At 43.1% G+C, this 17222-nt stretch carries 11 protein-coding genes; 5 read left to right on the top strand and 6 right to left on the bottom strand.

The features are described 5' to 3' along the window. Positions 1 to 177: 177 nt before the first annotated feature. The 5 genes from DSL64_RS21220 to DSL64_RS21200 form a co-directional block, all read right to left on the bottom strand. On the bottom strand, positions 178 to 1833 hold the full coding sequence (locus DSL64_RS21220) for an FAD-dependent oxidoreductase (protein WP_115832941.1): 1656 nt from the start codon (positions 1831 to 1833) through the stop codon (positions 178 to 180). 223 nt (positions 1834 to 2056) lie between these two features. Then, entirely contained in the window at positions 2057 to 3487 is a 1431-nt protein-coding gene (locus tag DSL64_RS21215) for a RagB/SusD family nutrient uptake outer membrane protein (RefSeq protein WP_115832940.1), read from the bottom strand. Between the two features lie 31 nt (positions 3488 to 3518). Next, on the bottom strand, positions 3519 to 6911 hold the full coding sequence (locus DSL64_RS21210) for a TonB-dependent receptor (RefSeq protein WP_229217173.1): 3393 nt from the start codon (positions 6909 to 6911) through the stop codon (positions 3519 to 3521). A 352-nt stretch (positions 6912 to 7263) separates the two neighbouring features. Further along, the gene (locus DSL64_RS21205; protein ID WP_115832939.1) at positions 7264 to 8394 is read right to left on the bottom strand and encodes a FecR family protein; all 1131 of its coding nucleotides are present in this window, start codon (positions 8392 to 8394) and stop codon (positions 7264 to 7266) included. 118 nt (positions 8395 to 8512) lie between these two features. Further along, a complete protein-coding gene (locus DSL64_RS21200; protein WP_115832938.1) occupies positions 8513 to 9121 on the bottom strand; it encodes an RNA polymerase sigma factor in 609 nt (202 codons plus the stop codon). Between the two features lie 304 nt (positions 9122 to 9425). Here DSL64_RS21200 and DSL64_RS21195 point away from each other — a divergent pair, with 304 nt between their 5' ends. From DSL64_RS21195 to DSL64_RS21175, 5 genes are all read left to right on the top strand, one after another. Further along, positions 9426 to 9761, top strand: coding sequence for a YciI family protein (locus DSL64_RS21195; RefSeq protein WP_115832937.1), 336 nt, complete (start codon positions 9426 to 9428; stop codon positions 9759 to 9761). A 152-nt stretch (positions 9762 to 9913) separates the two neighbouring features. Then, positions 9914 to 12517 (top strand): ATP-dependent chaperone ClpB, encoded by a 2604-nt coding sequence (clpB, locus tag DSL64_RS21190; protein WP_115832936.1) that lies wholly within the window; start codon positions 9914 to 9916, stop codon positions 12515 to 12517. A 178-nt stretch (positions 12518 to 12695) separates the two neighbouring features. After that, positions 12696 to 13172, top strand: coding sequence for a cupin domain-containing protein (locus DSL64_RS21185; RefSeq protein ID WP_199539463.1), 477 nt, complete (start codon positions 12696 to 12698; stop codon positions 13170 to 13172). Between the two features lie 288 nt (positions 13173 to 13460). Continuing rightward, complete coding sequence (locus DSL64_RS21180; RefSeq protein ID WP_115832934.1) at positions 13461 to 14024, top strand: type 1 glutamine amidotransferase domain-containing protein; 564 nt, start codon at positions 13461 to 13463, stop codon at positions 14022 to 14024. 213 nt (positions 14025 to 14237) lie between these two features. After that, complete coding sequence (locus tag DSL64_RS21175; RefSeq protein WP_115832933.1) at positions 14238 to 15740, top strand: ATP-binding cassette domain-containing protein; 1503 nt, start codon at positions 14238 to 14240, stop codon at positions 15738 to 15740. Between the two features lie 479 nt (positions 15741 to 16219). Here the strand turns inward: DSL64_RS21175 and tsaD are convergent, their stop codons facing one another. Continuing rightward, a complete protein-coding gene (gene tsaD / locus DSL64_RS21170; protein WP_115832967.1) occupies positions 16220 to 17218 on the bottom strand; it encodes a tRNA (adenosine(37)-N6)-threonylcarbamoyltransferase complex transferase subunit TsaD in 999 nt (332 codons plus the stop codon). Positions 17219 to 17222 lie beyond the last annotated feature (4 nt).

The raw sequence follows: 17222 nt of genomic DNA, 5'->3' as shown, positions 1-17222 counted from the left end.
AGGCAAAAGTAAAGAATACCTATTTAATCGTATTCAATTGTGATCAGGAAACCAATTAAAATTTTGTTAATACTCTGGCTAAAAAAAATTGGATAGTCTCATTTGTTGCGACTATCCAATTTTTCACATTATATATCCCAATTTACAAACTTGATCAATTCCTTCATTTACAACGTATTACTCAACAACGAGTTTCTGCTTATCTTTAAGTAGCTGTGCTTCCAGGGCTTTGTAATCGACCTCTTGTACCGACTGCTTATTATCAATTGCCAGGATCGCAGCAGAAGCAGCACTTTGCCCGAGGATCATAAAAACAGGCTCCATACGAATGGATCCGAAAGCAATATGTGAGCTGGATACACACACAGGAACCAGCAAATTTTCACAATCCTCCTTTTTAGGAATAATCGCACCATAGGCAATACCATATGGTTTTTTAGGATGCACGCCAATGTCGCCTTCATTCTGGACAAAACCATCTTCTTTTACATAACGTTGGGCATTGTGTGAGTCCAAAGAATAAGACCCCATACCAACAGACTGATTCACAGCCTTTTTACCTAGCGTCTCATTCTCTGTTACCACTTCCTGCCCTATCATCCGGCGGGCTTCACGGATATACAGCTGGTGAGGCCAGCCACCGTTATCTTTAAATTCATCTTTGGGCAATCCCCATTTATTCATTTCAGCCCGTACGTCAGCGGGAACAGCCTCGTCATTGCTCCAGTAGTACATCAGTCCTTTCTGATACAACTCATGCTCTTTGATAATCTCCTTGCGCCGTTCGTAGCTTGCTTCAGGATAGTCGTAATTCTGACCTATGAAATCTGTACTAAATGGCCCATGGTTATTGGTATCCGTTTTCCTGTTGGGAATAGGATCATATTTCTGGAAAGTTTCTGTCCATCCCGCTTTGTATACACGTGCCAGCAATTCATATTTCGAACGGTCATAACCTTCGGGTTTGGCAAAAGGAATGCGGTTGTCAGGATTCGACGACAAGCACATACGGAAGCAATAAGCCTGTATTTTATCATCACCCTCACCATTTTTTCCTATCTTCTCATCCGTCACATATGGTAACAATCCACTTTTAGGATCACCTTCAATTTTATATGGACTTATGTTTTTCTCAAAATAGTGTTTATGCTGAAATACACCCGCCTGAATACCATTCCATTCCTCATTGTACACGCTATTAGCTTCCCGTCCCACATGATATTTCACGCCTGCAGACGCCATCAGGTCACCTTCGTAGGTCGCATCAATAAACATTTTCCCCTTGAAAGTCTTTCCGCTTAATGTCTTGATAGAAATGATACGTCCATTCTTCTTTTCAACGCCTTTTTCACGATCCAGCCATTCGTCACGGTATATTTTCAGCTTATTCTCCTTCACAAAATCCTCAAAAACCTTCTCCGCAACTTTAGGCTCAAAAATCCACATTGTACGTTCGGCTCCATCCATTGCTGGTGTCCCCTGTCCTTTGTTGCCATACTCATCCTTCTTTTGCCATTCCCACGACTCCGGCTTATCGTAATGCATATATACACGATGGTAGAACTCACGCGCAAGCCCGCCGATCACCGATTTATTTCCAGTATCGGTAAAACCAAGCCCACCCGAAGAAAGTCCACCGAGGTGTTTATCAGGAGAAACCACCAATACTGTTTTGCCCTGCTTCACCACCTGCACGGCAGCAGTAACGGCAGCCGATGTCCCGCCGTACACAATTACATCGGCTTCGAAGGCGTCTTTGGATTGTTCATTAGCACCACAAGAAACCAGGCTCAAAAAGGCTCCCAGTATCAGACAAATCAAATTATACTTCATTTCGATTAAAAGGTTTAGTAAAAACTATTTAAAATCAGGAACCATCATGATGGCATCGGCAATACCGAAAAGACAATTTAATCAGCAATATCCCTGTGTAGTGTTGTATTAATAGTCAGAATTTTCTCAGATCAACTTTTCCTTTCGCTGACATTAGCATACTGCATTACCGGCATAAATAATGGTCGGTAATGCAATTGTAATGTCCAAAATGTCCCTTCTATCAGTATCCTGGATTTTGGGTCAGGTTTGAATTAACGTCACGCTCTGTCTGCGGGATTGGCAAAAGCAGATGATTTTGTGTCACCTGAATTGTCGCGTTTTGTGCTTTTATTGCTTCCACCAGCTTACCAGTGCGCACAAGATCGTACCAGCGATGTCCTTCGAAAGCAAGTTCCAGCCTTCTTTCCAACAAGATGGCGTCACGGAACGCTGTTTGACTTAGTGAGGTCGGTAGCGACGCTAACCCGGCTCGTGTACGGATTCTGTTTACAGCAGCAAATGCGTCTGCATTTCCCGCTCCTTGTTCATTCAATGCCTCTGCATACATTAGAAGTACATCCGCATAGCGTATCACAGGGAAGTTATTGCTCCCCTCACCATTTGCTGTTGCACTCGGATCAAGGTATTTGTAAACGTATCCCGGAAAATCTACGCTGGCAGGAGCCGCCGGAGTGGTTGTAGAGGAATAAACCCGTATGGTCACATCCCTTCGTTTGTCAGCAGCGGTGTAAGTTTCATACAAGTTTTTGGTAACAGGATCGTCACCAAAGCCAGTGACATTGTTTACACGATCAAAATTAGGACGCATGTACCCCTGCATCCAGCTTCCTTCCCCAAAACCTCCTCCGAGTGCCTGTACTTCAAATATCGCTTCCTTTCCATTTTTATTGGCGATTGTAAATACTTCGGGGAAGGTAGCCCAAAGATCATACAGACCTGAATCAATCACCTGCTTGGCTTTTGCAGAAGCATTAGGCCAATCCTTACGGGTGAGATGTACCTTAGCAAGAAATGCTGTGGCGGCTCCTTTGGTAGCACGCCCACGATCACCACCTGAATACGTCACTGGAAGTATAGCTTCTGCTTCGGTGAAATCTTTGATTATCTGAGCATAAACTTCTCCGATGGGTGCTCTTGCTATTTGCAGGTCCGTAAGCGAGGTAGTTTCTTTTAATGTCAAAGGAACGTCACCGAAAAACCGGACTAATGTAAAATAATAGAATCCACGCATGAATTTAGCCTCGGCAATCAGTCGGGCTTGCAGAGCAGGATCCATCGTAATCCCGGGAATACGCTCTATGGCCGCATTGGCGCGGTTGATACCTCTATACAGCGTGCTCCATGTAGACTGAAATGTACTGGTAGCAGGAGTAAAAGTATATTTATCCAAATCATTTTTGGCTTGATTGGAAGTAGACCGACCTCCTCCCCACTCAGAATCATCGGTGGCCTGATCCTGAATAATCCAGATCACCTGATTATAGAGTTCAGCGGTGTTCATTTGGTCATATACCGAACTTACAGCGGCAATGGCGTCATCTGAATTTTTATAAAAATTGGACGGAGTAAAGTTCGATTCGGGTATCTGGTCAAGGACGTTACACGCTGACACAACGCACAAGGTTGTCAAAAGTAAGAATATTTTCTTCATCTGGACTCTGCTTTAAAATGCTTATAAATTCTTAAAAACCAACATTTAAACCAAAAATCAAGGTTTTGGCAGCCGGGTAACTCGCATAGTCAAATCCCTGGCTCCGGCTGTCCTGACCAAAACGATTCACTTCCGGATCGTAACCTGAATACTTCGTCCATGTCATATAGTTCTGTGCCGAAACGTAGAAACGTAAGCCCTGTAAATGCAATGCTTTCGTTACAGCCGACGGCAGCGTGTAGGCCAGCTGGATATTCTTCAGACGCAGGTAAGATCCATCTTCAATCTGTCGCGTTGAGATACGGTTTGCAGGGCGCGTTGTTGAAGCTCTTGGAATATCGGTATTCGTATTGGTGGGCGTCCAGCGGTTAAGCATATCTCTGCTCTGGTTGCTCGTCCCGTTCAGGTATTCCAACTCAAAACGGTTTGCATTCAGGATTTGATTTCCATAAACACCTTGAAAAAAGACTGTCAGTTCAAGACCTTTATACGAAAATGTGTTATTTATTCCACCAATAAATTTAGGTTGCGCACGACCAATAATAACACGATCGTTATCATCAATCCTACCGTCACCATTCAGATCCTTGTATTTACGGTCACCAGGTTTACGGGCATTCGCATCAACAAGCGCTTTTAACTCTTCGTCACTCTGATATAGACCATCGGTGATGTAACCATAAAAGGAACCAAGCGGCTCGCCAACACGGATTATCCCTGAGTTAACATTCTGCGCAATATTTGCGGCTCCACCTGCAAAGATCTGTGACGTGCCACCGATGTCAAGTACTTTGTTACGGTTCAACGCATAATTGAAATCTGTCTTCCATTTAAAAGCTCCGTCGAGGTTGATAGATGTTACACTCAACTCAATTCCCCTGTTCTCAACTTTACCAAGATTCTGAATTCCGCTGGAGAAACCGGAAGTACTTGGGATCGTTACACTTAAAAGCAGATCTTGGGTGCGTTTGATATATGCATCAGCCGTGAAAGTAAGACGGTTTCTAAAAAGGCTCAGGTCAATACCGATATCTGATTGTGTAGTAGTTTCCCAGGAAAGATCGGGGTTTGCAATCTGGTTTGGACTTATACCTGTGGACACATTATTTCCAAACACATAGTTTTGGGTTGATAGCAGCGAAAAAGCCGGATAGTTGCCTATTCCATCCTGATTCCCAGTCGAACCAATCGTAGCTCTCAACTTTAACTCACTGATAGCCTGAATGTTTTTTATAAACGATTCCTCAGAAGTTCGCCATGCCAATGCGAGCGACGGAAAAAAACCATAACGTTTATTGCCGCCAAAACGAGACGAGCCATCTGCCCGGAACGATGCCGTTAGCAAATATTTCTCATTGAATTCATAGTTGACACGTCCCAGATAGGACTCCAACCCCCAGGTTCCAATACCCGACGAAGGTACCAGAGCCACTGATCCTGAGCCAATATTACCTGTACCTAAATTATCATTTACAAAATTTCGTGAGGCCGCATAACTATTTTCTGTTCGGTTTGCCTGCTGAGTATAACCAAGCAGTACAGTCAGGTTATGTAGTTTGTTGAAATTTTTGGTATAAGTCAAAAGATTTTCATTTAGCCAGGTAACCGACTGACCATTACGAATGCTACCGAAACCTCCCTGAGACAATCCGCTCGCTACACTTCTCGGAACATAACTATCCTGCTTTTGCATTACACCATCGATACCCAGCACCACTCTCAGGTTCAATCCATTGATGATTTGATAATCACCGAAAATATTACCAAATACACGGTATGCCGTATTTTTGTTTTTACTATCCTTCGCCAGTGCAACAGGGTTATCAGCAGTAAAGTTGAACGCGGGGTGATTCATCAGGTAGGTTCCGTCCGGATTGTATACCGGCAGGATTGAAGGGAACTGTAACGCAGCCATCGTCACCAGCCCGGAACTGCCCACATTTCCATCAGTACGCGACTGGTTTGTGACAGTGCGATTCACCGTCAGACTGTTACCCACCTTTATCTTATCGGTAAGCTTTCTGTCAAGATTAACCCGAAATGAATAACGATCAAAATTCGAGTTGACAACGATACCATCCTGTTTGTAGTAACCTCCGGAAATTGCATATTGCGTTTTGTCGTCCCCCCCACTCATCGAAAGCTGATAGTTGTAAGTCGGCGCGCTACGGAAGATTTCATCCTGCCAGTCGGTTCCTTCACCAAAAGCTTCTATTTGTTCTGATGTATAAACGGGGTTTCGATTTTCATTGGTGTTGGCATCATTTACGAATTGTGCATATTCACGGGCATTGAACACGGGGTATTTACGGCGAACCGACTGTATCCCATAGAAAGCATCCAGACTGATAGTGGATCTGCCTGCTTTTCCTCTTTTGGTCGTAATAATTACAACTCCGTTAGCTCCTCTGGAGCCGTAAATCGCAGTGGAGGAAGCGTCTTTCAAAATAGTCATCGATTCAATATCACTTGGGTTCAGCGTACTTAACACATTGAAGTTGGAGCCGCTGTCAGTAGCGTCATTTTTGAATGGGATACCATCAATAACATACAGAGGCTCATTGTCTCCTTGTATAGAATTTCCTCCACGAATACGGATTGTAGTTGCTCCGCCCGGCGCTCCTGAGTTTTGAGTAATCTGCACCCCCGCTGCCCGTCCCTGAAGTGCCTGATCCATAGAAGTGACGGCTACTTTTTTGATTTCATCTATCGGAATCGTCGAAACTGATCCTGTCAGATCACTTTTCTTCACCTGACCATAGCCAACTACCACCACTTCCTGTAGTGACTGATCCTCCGGCTGCATTTTTACCTCAATTGTACTTTGAGTTCCTACAGGTACTTCTTTGGTTATATATCCTACGAAACTAAGCACAAGGGTTGCATTAGCCTGGTCTACCCCCAATTGAAAGACTCCCTCCGCGTTGGTAGTAGTACCAATTTGGGTTCCTTTTATTACGATGCTTACACCCGGAAGAGGCTGGCTATTTTCATCCAATACTTTTCCAGAAACATTTTTTTTAGGACTGAGTTTATGATCAGGACTAACTTCCGGTAAGTTTTCAAGCCTCCTCAAAATAATAATCTTCCCTGAAACTTCGTACTGAAGATCCAGCGGTGTGAGTATCTGATCCAGTACTTCGTACAGAGGTTTATCATGAGCCGATACATTTACTTTTCTTGCCGATTTAATCAGCTTCGAACTGAATACGAATCTTACATCAACCTGTTTTTCGAGCTGATGTAAAACTTTTTTCACTTCGCTTCCATTGGCAGAAATGGATATCTTTTGGCTAAGCAAAGACTGCGCATGGCCCTCCCGCGCATAACCTGTTCCCAGAAACAGAAAGGCCAACATGAGTTGTGTAGCTGTTATTCGCATCGTCCAGAGTAGCACCTGTCGGTACTTTAAAGGTTTTTTCATAGATTTGAATGTTTTGTGATTATCGAAAAATTGGCAAAACAATCCCCGCCTCCCTTTGGGGAGTATATGATAGCAGTCATGTAGGGATTTTCTTTTGAGTCGGTAATGCGGGAACATTGCCGACTCTCTTTTTTTGGGTTAGTTAAGGTTCCTGTTTCGTATAATTTTTAAGGGTTTAGGATTAATGGTCAATTATTAATTGTTAATGATTAATTCTGACTCTTCCATTGAGCAGGCTAATTTTAACTCCCAGCGAGCAAGGCAATGCCTACCCGCAGATATGAAGCCTTTCAGGCTAATTCATAATTCTTAACTCTTCATTCCTAATTCTTCATTCCTAATTCTTCATTCTTCATTCTTCATTCCTGCATCCCCGGCTATGAATAATGATCTGTCCATCCAGGATCTCGTACTCAGCTTCTACCGCTTTACAGATAATGGTGAGTTTTTCGTGTAAAGTCTGGTTGTCCAAAGCAGCGGTGAGAGGGCAGCCACTCAGCAATTCCTCATCATACAGAATATCAATACCATAAGCTTTCCCGATTGACGCAAAAGCTTCGCTGGCCGGCGTATCCTCAAACTCAAAATGAGGTGTTTTTGATTTTGGCAATACAATTTCAGGTTTCTCGACAAGCGTCTTCACCATTCGGACAGCTAGTCTCTCGAAAATAATTTTCTGGTTAGGGTTCAGTATCACTCCTTCCAGTTCACGATGCGCCATTTTCCTTTTCATCTCCGGATCAGACTTGGCGAATACAGATACACGTCCGGTTTTCACTTCTACTGTTACCTGTTTGGCAGATGGATATGCACTGATTCGAAAACTTGTCCCGAGTACTTTGGTTACCAGCTCATTCGCGTATACGATGAATGGGCGGTCAGGATCTTTAGATATATCAAAAAATGCCTCTCCCTCCAGAAAAACTTCTCTCTTATCATCATTGAACACTTCCGAATACCGGATCGTACTCGCTTTCATTAATGTAATCCGGCTGTTATCGGCAAGGGTTATCTCCATCGCTTTGTCCGACTGATTTCTCTTTTCAACCATTCGGGATTTTTCAGCAGGAATATTGATTTCCTTACCAGGCTTTAGAGCTAAATCACGGGATGGCGCTTTATATAGTTTCAGAGCGAAACCGAATCCAAATAAAAACACAGCAGCAGCGGCTGCCTGAAACCACCATTTTTGATAAAAATGCTTTTCATCATCCCATTCCACAAACTCTTCCATCGGTTCACTAACCCTTGAAACCGTTTTATCTACGATGGCTCTTATTTCGTCATCAGAAATTGCCTCTTCTTTCACAGCCAATCCTTTTACAATCTGGGTTGCTGTTGCAACAACAGACGCCTTATCAGGATTTTCGGTAATCCACTTTTTCCATTGACTATCATTTTCACGGTTCGGTGCATGTATCCATTGCCTGAAATAGTCATCCCAGACAAAATCTTCTACTCCGTAATTTTTGTATCGTTCCATACCTGATTGTGCGTCTATAGTACGATAGACCAAAACCGGATCGGGATACCAATAAATTTTAAATTATTTCTAAAAAAATTATAAAAATGAAGCTATCCTATTGAAATATAGGACTCTTTTATAGGAAGAAATGAATAAGAAAAAAGGTAAGAAACTCTGATCGCCAATGTTTCTGAAGCTGTTTGATCGCGATTTGCAGTAAGTTGGAAACCGTTTGCGGAGACACTTCCATGATCTCCGATATCTGGTTCCTTTCCAGTTCCTGATAGTATTTGAGATATACTACTTCCTTTTGACGCCGGGGAAGGTCATCCAGTATTTTTTTCAATTTCAGGGTAAGCTGCAATGTAGATTCCTGCTCTATATAATCATGCTCTACCGAAAATTCAATATCAAACATCCCTTCCTGCGTATCAAACTCATCCGTTGTCAAACGGGATCTCGTTTGTTGACTCCGGTGCATCAGCCTTCTCAGTGACGCCATCATATAGGGCTTTACCGCAATATCTAAGCTGAGATTTTCCCGTTTTTCCCACAATGCAAGAAAAAGATCCTGAATGCAATCCTTTACGAATTCTTTATCTCTGGAAAACTTGCTGCCGTACTGGAAAAGTGAACGAAAATGAGAGGACATCAGATAATCAAACGCTTCTACCTCACCCGCCAGAAAACGCTGCCACATAACTTTATCATCAGAAGCGTCGGAGCGATGTACAGATAAATTCATGAAGCGATCAGTTGGATGCTCAAAATAAATACAAACAACCTGTAAATCACAATACTTTTTATAAAATTGTTTCAATTAGTGTAAAATAAACTCCATTGAAGCCAGCTGCAATTGTTGTATTATAGTAGAGAATTTATCCTTAATCCAATGCTCACATAAAACCTGCTATGATATAAAATTTGTTTACTGTATACTTCTCACAATCAACTCACTGACATTCAATTCTTACTTCACGCAGGCACAGAATGTCTCACCCGGCTACGACTCTACCCTGGCCAAACGCCTGAATGCGGATGATTACGGCATGAAAAAATATGTGCTGGTATTATTGAAAACCGGGAGCGTAACAAACCTTGGTAAAACTGCTACAGACAGCCTTTTCGCCGGACACATGACCAACATCAACCGGCTTGCCGAAAATGGAAAACTTGTGGTCGCAGGGCCATTCTTCAAAAACGATAAATACCGTGGAATTTTTATCCTGAATGCGACAACGATTGAAGAAGGAAAACAATTGGTAGAAACGGACCCCGCCATTAAAGCGAATCTTCTGGAAGCTGAAATGCTCCTTTGGTATGGATCAGCTGCTTTATCCGAAACTTTGGAAATTCATAAGCGAATTGAGAAGAAGTCGCATTGACGTAATAGGTGCGTTAAAATAATCCAATTATGAGCCATTATGTCATTTTAATGAATGCAAATTAACCAAACCACGACAAAATTTCCGCTTTTAGGATGTGGTACACAGTTTTTGCTGAAGCATGAAAGAATCATTAATCAACAAAAAACGCCATGAACTTTAACCAATATACCATTAAAGCGCAGGAAATAATCCAGCACGCGGCGCAGATGGCTCAGGGTAACCAGCAGCAGGCCATTGAAACAGGTCATGTACTGAAATCCATTCTGGAAGAAGACCCGAACACATCACTATTCTTGCTGAATCAGCTCAATATCAGCGCCGATATATTAAATGCACGTTTATCAACAATCATAGAGGGATATCCCCGTGTAAGCGGCGGACAACCTTATTTGGGCAACGACATGGCAGCAGCCAGCGCCAAGGCTCAGAATTACCTGAAAGAGTTCGGCGACGAATTTGTAAGTATAGAACTGCTGCTCCTGGGAATACTCGCAGGAAAAGATACCACAGCTACCATGCTGAAAGAGCTTGGTATGAAAGAGAAAGATTTAATCAACGCCATTAAAGAATTAAGAGGAAAAAATAATCCCGTGAAAGATCAAAATGCTGAAGCGAAGTACCGTTCACTGGAACGATACAGCAAAAACCTCAACGAACTGGCCAAAGCCGGAAAAATAGATCCGGTAATTGGCCGTGATGAAGAAATACGAAGGGTTCTGCAAATATTAAGCAGAAGAACAAAAAATAATCCGATTCTGCTGGGAGAACCTGGGGTTGGTAAAACGGCCATTGTAGAAGGATTGGCGCAACGTATCGTGCAGGGCGATGTGCCTGAAAACCTGAAGTCAAAAACTGTAGTATCGCTGGATATGGGTTTACTCATTGCGGGTGCTAAATACAAAGGTGAATTTGAAGAAAGGCTTAAAGCCGTCATCAAAGAGGTAACAGATTCGGAAGGAGAAATCGTCCTTTTCATTGACGAGATCCATACGCTGATCGGTGCCGGCGGAGGTGGCGAAAGTGCAATGGATGCCGCGAACCTGCTGAAACCTGCACTTGCCCGCGGAGAGTTGCATGCGATTGGCGCTACTACTCTGAAAGAGTATCAGAAGTATGTAGAAAAAGACAAAGCATTGGAACGCAGGTTCCAGTCTGTGATGGTCGACGAGCCTAATATTCCCGATGCCATCAGTATTCTTCGTGGTATCAAAGAAAAATACGAATTGCACCATGGTGTCAGGATTCAGGACGATGCAGTAATTGCTGCTGTCGAGCTATCAAACCGGTATATCAGTGATCGTTTTCTTCCCGATAAGGCCATTGACCTGATGGACGAAGCGGCATCTAAACTGCGATTGGAAATGGACAGTGTTCCGGAAGAGCTTGATGAGTTGAATCGCCGGATTATGCAACTTGAAATTGAAAGAGAAGCCATTCGTCGTGAAAATAATAAGGATAAAGAAACTGTTCTGAATAAGGAAATTGCCGATCTGAGTGAAAGTCGCAATACCCTGAAAGCGCAGTGGGAAAATGAAAAAGGCAAGGTAAATGAGGTACGTTCGCTCAAAGAACAGTTGGAACAACTGCGTTTGGAAGCAGAGCAAGCCGAACGCTCGGGCGACTTTGGTAAAGTAGCGGAGATCAGATATGGACGCATCCCTGAAGTGAATGCCAAACTGACTGAACTTCAGAATGCGGAAAATACCGAAAGCCTGATGCAGGAAGAAATTACACCGGAAGATATTGCGGAAGTAGTTGCCAAATGGACAGGTGTACCTGTGAGCAAAATGTTGCAGAGCGACAGAGAGAAGCTGCTGCATCTTGAAGAACATTTGCATCAGCGTGTCGCTGGTCAACAGGAAGCTATAGGCGTTGTGTCTGACGCAGTTCGCAGAAGTCGTGCCGGTTTGCAAGATGCCAAACGCCCGATCGGAAGCTTCCTTTTCCTTGGACCAACCGGGGTGGGTAAAACAGAGCTTGCCAAAACGTTGGCTGAATACCTGTTCAACGACGAAAATGCCATGGTGAGGATTGATATGAGTGAATACCAGGAACGCCATGCGGTAAGCCGTCTGGTGGGAGCGCCTCCGGGATATGTTGGATACGAAGAGGGCGGACAGCTCACTGAAGCCGTGCGAAGAAAACCTTACAGTGTGATTCTGCTGGATGAGATTGAAAAAGCACATCCGGATGTATGGAATATCCTTCTGCAGGTATTGGACGAAGGACGTTTGACTGACAATAAAGGCCGTGTCGCTAACTTTAAGAACACGATCATTATCATGACTTCGAACATCGGCAGCCATATTATTCAGGAAAAATTTGCTGAGGATGAAGGATGGAACCGTAGTCTGATCGTGGAAGAAGCAAAACAAGCAGTCCTTGATCTGCTGAAAGCATCCGTAAGGCCTGAATTTTTGAATCGTATTGATGAGATCGTTCTGTTTGAACCACTTTCATTGAAAAACATCCGTAAAATTGTGGATATACAGTTTAAAGGAATTCAGAAAATGCTTACAGAACAAGGTATCACATTGGATGCTACTGACGAAGCTTTGACTAAACTCGGAGAGGACGGTTTCGATCCTGCTTTCGGTGCCCGACCGCTGAAAAGAGTTTTACAAAGAAAGATTCTGAACGAGCTCTCCAAAGGAATTCTGAGTGGACAGGTAGCTAAGGATGCTGTGATCATGATGGAACTAAATTCTCAGGGAGATGTAGTTTTTGAAAATGTAGGAAGTGTAGAAATATAATCTGCGCAACATAGTTTTCTGAAACGGAGCAGCTTAACGGTTGCTCCGTTTTTGTTATTATTGAGTTTTGATTTACTGGTGGTACAGTACCCGATTTACCGGAACATTCAGCTGGGTTGACGGAGTTATAACAAACGCTTATGAGCAATAAAAAATACTTCAACCTACAATAATTACAATGAACAGAATCCCCCGCAGAATTGTCACTGATATAAAAGACGGTAAATCCATAATCAAAGAAGATGCACTTGCAAGCAATGTAGTAGAACATGTGAAGGATCTTTACATTTCTGATATCTGGAGCACACAGACAACTCCGGCATCACTGGACGATGAAATTTCAATTCCCAATACAGCATTCCCAATTACCCCTAAAAACGGAACATTGTTCAGATATGTATCCATACCTCCCGATAAGGATCTCGGAGTGGAAATCATTCCTGGACAGCCCCACCCAATGATGCACCAAACCGATACGCTGGACTATATTATCATTCTGGCCGGAGAGTTATATCTGATTATGGAAGATGGTGAGACATTATTAAAACCAGGGGATATTGTAATCCAGAGGGGAACCAATCACGCCTGGAGTAATCGTTCTGATCAGCCGGTGATACAACTTGCCGTATTGATTGATGCTTCCGGGACTCATTAAGCCAACCTATCAGTGGTCTGAATTTTAAGACATAGCGGAATAATCATAGTTCTCGTTGATCTGGGCTACAGGAAAACCATCAACCGATCAAAATCCGGACGTATGCTGTGATAAGGAAAGTCAGGACAGATTGTAGAAAGGTCAGAATGACGCTTTTACCATAGTGGGGCACACTGTCAACAATGGTTACTTGAAAAATTCAGCAGAGCAGCATATTAACTCCTGGCATGATTTTGTATGATTATTTTTAGAAATGATTATATCCACAGTTTTCTCCCCCACTAACTTATGGAACATACATCGCATTCTTTTAAAGTTGCCATACTGGTCGCAGATGGGTTTGAACAGGTGGAAATGGCTTGCCCCAGAAAAGTACTAAAACAGAATGGTGCCTGCGTTCACATAATTTCACAAAATAAAGATTTGGTAAGAGGCTGGAATCAGGTGGATTGGGGAAGCGACTACCGAGTAGATGTCCCTCTAAATATGGCTCGTGCTGAGTATTACGATGCATTGTTACTTCCGGGAGGAGTGATGAGCGTAGATGCCTTGCGAAAAGAGCGGCTTGCCGTCAACTTCGTAAAGTCGTTTTTTAATGCTGGCAAACAGGTTGCAGCAATTTGTCACGGCCCCCAGTTATTGATTGATGCTGATGTGATAATAGGGCGTAAACTCACCTCTTATTCCACAATCCGTACTGATCTGGAAAATGCTGGTGCATTATGGCAGGACAAGCCGGTGGTAGTACATCACGGACTCATCACCAGCCGAAAGGCAGATGATCTCCCGCTGTTCAGCAGTCAACTTTTAAAAGAATTTAATCTTTTGGTTGCTCAGGGAGAGCTTGGCTAAAACCTGAAGCGATATTTTTCAAAATAGCTATCCGGGAAGAACTCCTGTGCTAAAAAGCCGGAATACTATACTCACTCCATTATAAAACCGGCTTTTGTAAGAGCATCTCAGAAATGAGGTGCTTTTTTCTTTTCTCAACCGATCAAACTTTCAATCTTTGCATTATTAATAAAGGGCATCAGATCCTGATATAATTTCTCTTACCATTTCTGCATGAATCACGCCATTTCGCTTCAACAAGTTGCCGTTCGTAAATATGAATCCGTAGTTTTGTCTGATATCACCTGGAATATCAAGCCAGGGGAAAACTGGGCGGTAATTGGCCCCAACGGATCAGGAAAAACGATACTACTGGATATTATTGCAGGTAAATGGCCGCTTTGGAAAGGAAAGATTTATTATGGTTGGGACGAACCATTGCGGGAGACAGTGGAGCTCGTCTCCAACGACTACTCTTTTAACAGAATTGTGAATGCAGGCGCCGAATACTATCAGCAGCGTTTCCATGCCTACGAGGCAGAACGTGCTCCTACCCTGCGGGCGGTGCTTACCAATCAGCTTAAACCGGTGGGAACGGTTGACGATAAATCTGTAACATTGGCACCTTCCAAAGTGACAGAAGAAAATCTTAACCGAATTGCCAGCCTTCTTTCACTCACGCATCTGCTCGATCATCCGTTCGTTACTTTGTCGAACGGAGAAACAAGAAGAATGCTGCTGGCCAAATCGCTCCTCAAAAATCCAAAGGTTCTGTTGCTCGATAACGCCTTCAGTGGATTGGATGTTCATTCGCGGGAAGTGTTACGTAACGCGCTCACAGAGCTTGCAGCATCAGGTGTGATTATCATCATTGCCACCACCGCCACAGAAATTCCTCCCTGCATAACACACGTTCTGGAATTGAAAGAAGGGAAAATAGATCATGCTGCGCCCATAGAACAATTCAGTGGTCAATCAGAAACTAAAAACTCTCATACTCAACCGGACCCTGTCAAATTAAAGAACTTAGAGCAACCTGCGTTCACAGATTTCGAATATGCGCTTGATATGCGTAATATTCGTGTTAAATATGGAGAAGAGGTAATTTTAAATGGAGTAAACTGGAAAATTGCAAAAGGTGAAAAGTGGGCGCTCTCGGGGCCGAACGGTTCCGGAAAATCTACGCTACTGAGTATTCTGACAGCTGACAATCCACAGCGCTTTGCCAATGATTACGATCTTTTTGATCAGAAAAGAGGCGGAATCGGTGCTTCTATCTGGGATATCAAGCAAAAAATAGGTCATGTTTCTCCTGAACTACATTTATACTTCCCCAGAAATACAAGTGTTTTCAAAACCATTGCATCCGGTTTCTTTGATGCAACAGGCGTATTTTTTAGAAAACTTACTGATAAGCAGATAGAGCGCGTACACGAGGTGGCTGAACTGCTTCACGTACATGATCTTCTTGAAAAAGACTTTTCCCAGTTGTCCAAGGGTCAGCAGCGTATGGTGTTACTCGCAAGGGCTTTGGTCAAAAATCCGCCTTTGCTTATTCTCGATGAACCTTGCCAGGGACTTGATACAGAGGCTATAGACTATTTCAAATCGGTTATAAATGCCGTTTGTGATTCCGATCAGCGCACGCTCATTTATGTATCACATTACCCGAACGAAATACCATCGTGTGTTACGAAATATCTGAAGTTGGAAAAGGGAAATGTAGTTGCCGGATAGTGAAAGGATATGAGAATATACAGCGCTATTAGTACCTGTTGTTACGTACCTACGGCACTTTCATAGACATACAAACACCAAAAGTTCTACCGAAATTACATCCCTAAAGGGATTGGCAGAACCAATTGTCAGCAGATTGATAAACAGTTTTTACGGTCAGTAAATGTACATTAATCCGGTAGAGATGAAATATTGGTAGCCAAACAAGGATAAACAATACAAGTAGTACTGTAACGTTAATGAAATTTGTCAATCTGCGCTTCGGCATTTCTACCGAAATTTTATTTATGACTGGATCGTATCCATAAACCAGATTGAAAAATACCGGCTCCGCAATCCCGTAGAGATGAAATATTGGTAGATAACAATTGAGATACGGAATACAAGAAGTGCCGTAGGTACGTAACCTTAAAGTATTTTTTGACCACTCTTAACTTTGGGATGCTAAAACGATTCGACGGGATTAAATACCCATCACACTAAAACGCCATTCTCGCTTCCGGACTCACCGTCTGCGCACAGAAATCACCCTCCAAATATTTATAATGTGCTGCCATTGCGATCATCGCCGCGTTGTCTGTGCAATATTCAAACCTGGGAACGTATACATTACATCCAAGGCTTTCGCCCAATTCAGCAAGCGAAGTACGTAACCCCAAATTCGCAGACACTCCCCCGGCAATGGCAATCTCTTTAATCCCTGTTTCTCTGGCAGCTCTTTTCAACTTTTTCAAAAGGATATTGATCAGCGTAAACTGGATACTGGCGCAGATATCATTCAGATTTTCAGAGACAAAGTTGGCATTCTCCCGTGCCTGTTTTTGCAGAAAATACATAAATGATGTCTTAATACCACTGAATGAGAAATCCAGTCCTGGCATTTCCGGCAAAGGAAATGCATAAGCCATCGGATTGCCCTGCGCGGCATACTTATCAATCAGAGGACCTCCGGGATACGGCAAATTCAGCAATTTGGCCGTTTTATCAAACGCTTCACCTACCGCATCATCTTTTGTCTCACCGATAATCTCCATTTCAAGTGGGCCGGATACCTTTACAATTTGTGTATGTCCTCCACTAACAGTCAGGCACAAAAACGGAAATTTTGGCTTAGGATCTTCTATAAAATGAGCCAAAACATGTGCCTGCATATGATTTATTTCAATCAACGGTATATCTAAACCCATCGCCATTGATTTCGCAAAAGAAGTTCCTACCAGCAAAGCGCCCAACAGGCCTGGCCCTTTTGTAAAGGCGATAGCATCAAGGTCTTTTTTTGTTACTTTTGCATCGTTCAAAGCCTTATCAACCACAGGTAATATGTGTTGCTGATGAGCGCGGGAAGCAAGCTCGGGAACCACACCTCCATATTGGGTGTGGATAAGCTGGGTTGCAACAACATTGGAAAGAATTTTTCCGTTACTAATTACGGCTGATGAGGTCTCGTCACAAGACGATTCGATTGCAAGAATATTCATACTG

The sequence above is a fragment of the Dyadobacter luteus genome (assembly GCF_003383615.1).
GTDB lineage: Bacteria > Bacteroidota > Bacteroidia > Cytophagales > Spirosomataceae > Dyadobacter > Dyadobacter luteus.
Note: the sequence above shows the minus strand (reverse complement) of the source record. Positions and strands in the feature narration are given on the sequence as shown.

Excerpts from the sequence above, each read along its gene's own strand:
- DSL64_RS21220 (WP_115832941.1), bottom strand. The coding sequence starts at position 1,833 with ATGAAGTATAATTTGATTTGTCTGATACTGGGAGCCTTTTTGAGCCTG.
- DSL64_RS21215 (WP_115832940.1), bottom strand. The coding sequence starts at position 3,487 with ATGAAGAAAATATTCTTACTTTTGACAACCTTGTGCGTTGTGTCAGCG.
- DSL64_RS21210 (WP_229217173.1), bottom strand. The coding sequence starts at position 6,911 with ATGAAAAAACCTTTAAAGTACCGACAGGTGCTACTCTGGACGATGCGA.
- DSL64_RS21205 (WP_115832939.1), bottom strand. The coding sequence starts at position 8,394 with ATGGAACGATACAAAAATTACGGAGTAGAAGATTTTGTCTGGGATGAC.
- DSL64_RS21200 (WP_115832938.1), bottom strand. The coding sequence starts at position 9,121 with ATGAATTTATCTGTACATCGCTCCGACGCTTCTGATGATAAAGTTATG.
- DSL64_RS21195 (WP_115832937.1), top strand. The coding sequence starts at position 9,426 with ATGAAAAAATATGTGCTGGTATTATTGAAAACCGGGAGCGTAACAAAC.
- clpB (WP_115832936.1), top strand. The coding sequence starts at position 9,914 with ATGAACTTTAACCAATATACCATTAAAGCGCAGGAAATAATCCAGCAC.
- DSL64_RS21185 (WP_199539463.1), top strand. The coding sequence starts at position 12,696 with ATGAACAGAATCCCCCGCAGAATTGTCACTGATATAAAAGACGGTAAA.
- DSL64_RS21180 (WP_115832934.1), top strand. The coding sequence starts at position 13,461 with ATGGAACATACATCGCATTCTTTTAAAGTTGCCATACTGGTCGCAGAT.
- DSL64_RS21175 (WP_115832933.1), top strand. The coding sequence starts at position 14,238 with ATGAATCACGCCATTTCGCTTCAACAAGTTGCCGTTCGTAAATATGAA.
- tsaD (WP_115832967.1), bottom strand. The coding sequence starts at position 17,218 with ATGAATATTCTTGCAATCGAATCGTCTTGTGACGAGACCTCATCAGCC.